Origin of the sequence: Mycobacterium sp. shizuoka-1 (assembly GCF_002723835.1) — a bacterium.
Taxonomy (GTDB): Bacteria; Actinomycetota; Actinomycetes; order Mycobacteriales; family Mycobacteriaceae; genus Mycobacterium.
In genome coordinates, this window is the sequence record NZ_BEWG01000009.1 from 41,306 (window position 1) to 46,327 (window position 5,022).

Annotated in this window: 4 protein-coding genes and 1 tRNA gene; 3 read left to right on the forward strand and 2 right to left on the reverse strand. The window is 68.6% G+C overall.

What is annotated here, in order from left to right; all coding sequences use genetic code 11:
• Positions 1–148: 148 nt before the first annotated feature.
• From MSZK_RS02440 to MSZK_RS02450, 3 genes are all read left to right on the forward strand, one after another.
• Positions 149–1,105 carry a metallophosphoesterase gene (locus tag MSZK_RS02440; protein ID WP_099244458.1) on the forward strand — a complete coding sequence of 319 codons (957 nt, stop codon included), beginning with the start codon at positions 149–151 and terminating at the stop codon, positions 1,103–1,105.
• 25 nt (positions 1,106–1,130) lie between these two features.
• Positions 1,131–2,252: a PLP-dependent cysteine synthase family protein gene (locus MSZK_RS02445; RefSeq protein WP_099244460.1), complete on the forward strand. Its 1,122-nt coding sequence runs from the start codon at positions 1,131–1,133 to the stop codon at positions 2,250–2,252.
• 240 nt (positions 2,253–2,492) lie between these two features.
• Positions 2,493–2,566, forward strand: a tRNA-Pro gene (locus tag MSZK_RS02450).
• 67 nt (positions 2,567–2,633) lie between these two features.
• Here the strand turns inward: MSZK_RS02450 and MSZK_RS02455 are convergent.
• Positions 2,634–3,596 carry an amidohydrolase family protein gene (locus MSZK_RS02455; RefSeq protein WP_233211079.1) on the reverse strand — a complete coding sequence of 321 codons (963 nt, stop codon included), beginning with the start codon at positions 3,594–3,596 and terminating at the stop codon, positions 2,634–2,636.
• A 21-nt stretch (positions 3,597–3,617) separates the two neighbouring features.
• Positions 3,618–4,862, reverse strand: coding sequence for a cytochrome P450 (locus tag MSZK_RS02460; protein WP_371411275.1), 1,245 nt, complete (start codon positions 4,860–4,862; stop codon positions 3,618–3,620).
• Between the last annotated feature and the right edge of the window lie 160 nt (positions 4,863–5,022).

The following is a 5,022-nucleotide window of genomic DNA, read 5'->3' on the forward strand; positions in this document are numbered from 1 at the left end:
ACCGTTCGGCCAGACCGTCGTGCAGATCCCGGGGCTGCCGCCGATCACGGTGCCTCTGCTGGCGCCGCCCCCGCCGCCGCCGTGACGGGCAGGTTTGCCTGACCGCTCGACCCAGTGAACCGCGACGGGTGGCAGTACTCTTGCCGGTATGGCAGTGCCGTCCGCAGTGAAGTCGTCCGCCCTCGTGGCCGTCGGCTCGGCCGCGCTTGCGGTCGGCTACGCCACGGTGATCGAGCCGAACGCGTTCGTCGTTCGCGAGGTGACCATGCCGGTGTTGTCGCCGGGTTCCACCCCCTTGCGGGTGCTGCACCTGTCCGACATCCACATGCGCCCGACGCAGCGGCACAAACAGGCGTGGCTGCGTGAGCTGGCCCGCTGGGAGCCGGACCTGGTGGTCAACACCGGCGACAACCTGTCGCACCCCAAGGCGGTGCCCGCCGTGGTGCAGGCGCTCGGGGATCTGCTGTCGGTGCCGGGCGTCTTCGTGTTCGGCAGCAACGACTACTTCGCCCCCAAGCCGAAAAACCCGGCCAAGTACCTCTACGACCGGGACAGCCGCATCCACGGCAAGCCGCTGCCGTGGCAGGACCTGCGGGCGGCGTTCACCGAGCGCGGCTGGCTGGATCTGACCCACAACCGCCGCGAGTTCGAGGTCGCCGGGCTGACCGTCGCGGCCGCCGGGGTCGACGACCCGCATCTGAGCCGGGATCGCTACGACACCATCGCCGGACCGCCCAACCCGACGGCCAATCTGTCCCTCGGCGTCGCGCACGCGCCTTACACCCGGGTGCTGGACCGCTTCGCTGCCGACGGCTATCAGCTGGTGATGGCGGGGCACACGCACGGCGGGCAGTTGTGCCTGCCGTTCTACGGGGCGATCGTGACGAACTGCGATCTGGACCGGACCCGGGCCAAGGGGGCCTCACGCTGGGGGGCCGACACCGCGCTGCACGTGTCGGCGGGCATCGGGACGTCCCCGTTCGCGCCGTTCCGATTCTGCTGCCGCCCGGAGGCGACGATGCTGACGCTGGTGGCCGCCCCGACCGGCGGACATGACCAGACCCGCAACGTGGTGCGCTCCTCCCCTACCGCCTCGGTGCGGTGAGGCCGGCTTGCCGTAGCAGCCGGCGATGACGGTCGTCGCCGCCCATTCCCGGCCCAGGGGCTGGGTGGACAACGCGATCCGGTTGATCGAGGCGGACAGCCGGCGCAGCGCCGACACCCACCTGCTGCGGTATCCGCTGCCTGCGTCGTGGTGTAGCAGCGCCGACATCGCGCTGTATCTCAAGGACGAATCGACGCATATCACCGGCAGCCTCAAGCACCGACTGGCGCGCTCGCTGTTCCTGTACGGGCTGTGCAACGGCTGGATCGACGAACACACCACGGTCGTCGAGGCGTCCTCGGGGTCGACGGCGGTGTCGGAGGCGTACTTCGCGGCGTTGTTGGGCCTGCCGTTCGTCGCGGTGATGACCGCCTCCACCAGCGCGTCGAAGGTCAAGCTCATCGAGGCGCAGGGCGGGCGGTGCCACTTCGTGGACCGGCCCGGTGACGTCTACACCGAGGCGCAGCGGATCGCCGACCAGACCGGTGGCCACTACCTGGATCAGTTCACCAACGCCGAGCGGGCCACCGACTGGCGGGGCAACAACAACATCGCCGAGTCGATCTACGAGCAGATGGGCGACGAACGCCATCCGATCCCGGAGTGGATCGTGGTGGGCGCGGGCACCGGGGGCACCAGCGCCACGATCGGCCGGTATATCCGCTACCGGCGCCACGCGACCAAGCTGTGCGTGGTCGACCCGGAGAACTCGGCGTTCTACCCGTCCTATGCGCAGCGGCGGCGCGACATCGTCACCGGGTCACCGTCGCGGATCGAGGGCATCGGCCGGCCGCGGGTGGAACCGTCGTTCCTGCCGGAGATCGTCGACCGGATGGTGTGCGTTCCCGACGCCGCCTCGATCGCTGCGGCCCATCACGTCTCGCGGGTGCTGGGACGCCGCGTCGGTCCCTCGACGGGCACCAATGTGTGGGGCGCTTTCGGCCTGCTCGCCGAGATGGTCGCCGCCGGGGTGGGCGGATCGGTGGTCACCCTGATCGCCGACAGCGGAGACCGCTACGTCGACACCTACTACAACGCCGACTGGCTAGCGGCTCACAACCTCGACCCGAACGAGCACATCGGCGCGCTGGCCGAGTTCGAACGTTCTTGCGGCTGGGCCTGGTCGGGCTCGTCGATCGTGTCGTAATCGCCGGTCACCACCAGCCACAGCGCTGCGAGCAGGAAGAATCCCCCGTACACCACGGCCCCCAAAGCGGTCATCATCCGCTCCACCTTTCGCTGCTCGGCTGGTGTGTTCAGCCGACAGTCTGCATAACGCCACCGACAACTCAGATCCATCCCGCGACAGGCCGCCAACTTCAGCTGCCCGGCCGACTGGCCGTTTGGCTTCGCACGGGTCACGTGCGATACGCTGTCGTGGCTTCAGCGGGGTGTGGCGCAGCTTGGTAGCGCGCTTCGTTCGGGACGAAGAGGTCGTGGGTTCGAATCCCGCCACCCCGACTCCAGTTGATGCAGCTAGTGGCCCTGATCCGGGTTAGCCGGTCAGGGCCTCTTGCGTTGTGCCGCCTCAGCGCGCGATGTGGGGTAGAAGGTCGCGCACGTTGTCGGCCGTCAGGCTTCGCCAGTCGGTGCCGGGATCGGCCTCCAGCGCGGCGATCTGCTTGCCGATCGCGAACTCCGGCGTCCAGCAAGAGTCGCTTCCGTAGACGATGCGATCGCCGCCGAGCACATCGCGAACAACAGCGGCCTGGGTGGGCATCGGGTATCCCGCGAGGTCGAACCAGAAGCGGCGCAGCTGCGCGTCGGTGGTCAGGGGTCCCGGTGGACCGCCGTCGGGCGCCGGCCACAGGCTGCGGAACTGCTCGATGCGCGCGCCCAGGAGGGGCAGCGCGGCTCCGCAGTGCGGTATCAGGAAACGGATGTGCGGGTACCGGGCGACGACGCCGGCGAAGATCAGATCCGTCACGGTGCGGGTGGTCTCGAACATGAACTCGAGCATCGGACGAGGCCGGCCGAGTGACACGGTGTCGGCATCCGGCGGCGAGGTCGGGTGGACGAAGACGGCCGAGCGCCGGTCGTCCAGACATTCCCAGAGCGGGTCAAGCGCGGCGTCACCGAGATACTGGCCTGCGCTGTTGCTCATCAGGACGACACCGGCCGCGGCCTGCCGATCGATCGCGCGCGCTGCGTCCGCGACGGCGGCATCGACGTCAGGCAGCCCAACGGTGGCGAAGAACGAGAAGCGGTCGGGCTGCGCGGCGACCGTGCCGGCGGCGAAATCGTTGACGTGTCGCGCCAAGGCTGGTGCGTCTGCACCTGCGAACGACACGCCGGGTGAGGACAGGGACAGGACGGCGTGACGAATCCGGTTGTCCTGCATCAGTGCAACCTGCTGGTCGATACTCCATGACGGCCAACCGGGCATGCCGTCGGGGTTCTCGAGGCCCGCGGCGACGGCCGCGGCGACGTATTCATCGGTGAGAAAGTGTGCGTGGACGTCGACCAGGTCGGGGCGCTTCGATGTGGGCACAGCGTCTCCTAGCCCGAGATGTCAGCGAGCACCGACGAGCCGCAGCGGCATCCGCGCGTAGCGGCGAATGATGTTGTTGCGCACCCACTGCGGTGGTCCGATCAGTTCCAGCCGGTCGACCCGGTGGAGCAATGCGGTCAAGACCGCACCGGTTTCCATCCGTGCCACCGCCTGCCCCGCGCACGCGTGGGCGCCCTTTCCGAAGCCGAGGTGACGGCCGGCGTCGCGGGTGATGTCGAAGGCGTCGGGCCGTTCCCATTCGCGTTCATCGCGGTTGGCCGAGGCATACATCACCAGAACGTGGGAACCGGCGGGCAGCGCCACCCCGCCGATCTCTGTGTCTGCGTTCACCCGTCGGCCGAAGGCCCGCACCGCCGACTCGTAGCGGACGATCTCGTTGATCGCGTTGGGGATTCGGTCCGGCTCGGACTTCAACAGATCCCACTGCTGCGGGTGGGCGGCGAACATGGCCAGCGCGGTGGAGATCGCGCCAATCGTGGTGTCCAGGGCCGGCCCGAGATAGTCGATCAACAACGCCGGGCAGTCGGCGGCTTTCAACACACCGGCATCGACAGCGGTCAACAACTCGTCGGCCATGCTGCCCGGCAGGACACTGCGGTCACGGACCATCCGGCGGGCGAATCGGAGCATCTGCACCGAGCGGGGAATGCCTCGGACGAACCGCGAATTGGCCGGTCCCAGAATGTCGAACGTGGCCGCAGCCCAGTCGAGCAGGTATGCGCGCTGATCGACGGGCCAGCCCACCATGTCCGGCATCACCGCCAAGGGCAGTGCGGTGGCGAGCTGGACCCCGTCCACCTCGCCGCGGCACACCGCGGCGTCGACCACCTCGTCGGCCATGGCCTGAACGGACTCACTGATCGCGTTGAGGGCACGCGGGAACATGCGGTGCGCCACCAGTTTTCGGCTGCGGTCGTGCTCGGCACCGTCGCTGCCCAGTGTCGTGCCCCGGGAAAGCCGGTTACTGAGCGCATTGAGCGCCACCCCGGCCGTCGACCGGAATGTCTCGTCGTCGAGCAGCGCGGCCTTGCATTCGGCGTAGCGCGGCAGGGCGTACACCTTGTGCCTGGGCAGCCACACCACCGGTCCGAGGTCGCGCAGGCGCCGGTAGTGCGGATGGGGATCGAGGATCGCCTCGGTCGAATAGATGTTGGCGCGGTAGGACGGCACAGCCGCCCGGTGCACGGCAGCGCGCCGGCCGACGCTGGCTTGGTCGCCGGTTGTCGCATCCTCGGTTGACGGCACGGTCGCACCCACCCTTCGTCAATATGACGAAATCGTCACATGCGATCGCTTCGTCAGTCAAGGGCGGTAGCAGTCCCAAAAATGACCTCACCCCCGGACCAAAGGTGTCCGAGGGTGAGGTCACTGCTCGTCAGAACGGCGGCGGCGGCAGCGCCGGTGG

Coding starts and splice junctions, on each gene's coding strand:
- MSZK_RS02440 (WP_099244458.1), top strand. CDS start 149: ATGGCAGTGCCGTCCGCAGTGAAGTCGTCCGCCCTCGTGGCCGTCGGC.
- MSZK_RS02445 (WP_099244460.1), top strand. CDS start 1,131: ATGACGGTCGTCGCCGCCCATTCCCGGCCCAGGGGCTGGGTGGACAAC.